The sequence below is a fragment of the Enterobacter sp. Li2LvB3 genome (assembly GCF_056156645.1).
The window spans coordinates 1-279 of sequence record NZ_JBSICG010000071.1 but is presented as its reverse complement, the minus strand read 5'-3'; the positions used below and the strand labels follow the sequence as shown (position 1 = coordinate 279).

The window sequence follows — 279 nt, the reverse complement described above, 5'->3', positions numbered from 1 at the left end:
ATAGCAGTAAAAATCTCTGCAGGCTTGTAGCTCAGGTGGTTAGAGCGCACCCCTGATAAGGGTGAGGTCGGTGGTTCAAGTCCACTCAGGCCTACCAAAATCCTTATGTTAAAGGATGAGCGGTACAGAGATTAGTGTATACGATGGGGTTATAGCTCAGCTGGGAGAGCGCCTGCCTTGCACGCAGGAGGTCTGCGGTTCGATCCCGCATAGCTCCACCATCTTTACTGCGAAAACAAGAAAACTTCAGAGTGTACCTGAAAAGGTTCACTGCGAAGT

At 49.8% G+C, this 279-nt stretch carries 2 tRNA genes; both read left to right on the top strand.

What is annotated here, in order from left to right:
• Positions 1-20: 20 nt before the first annotated feature.
• Positions 21-97: transfer RNA gene (locus tag ACS603_RS23460), tRNA-Ile, on the top strand.
• Between the two features lie 48 nt (positions 98-145).
• Positions 146-221 (top strand) — tRNA-Ala (locus ACS603_RS23455).
• Positions 222-279: the final 58 nt, after the last annotated feature.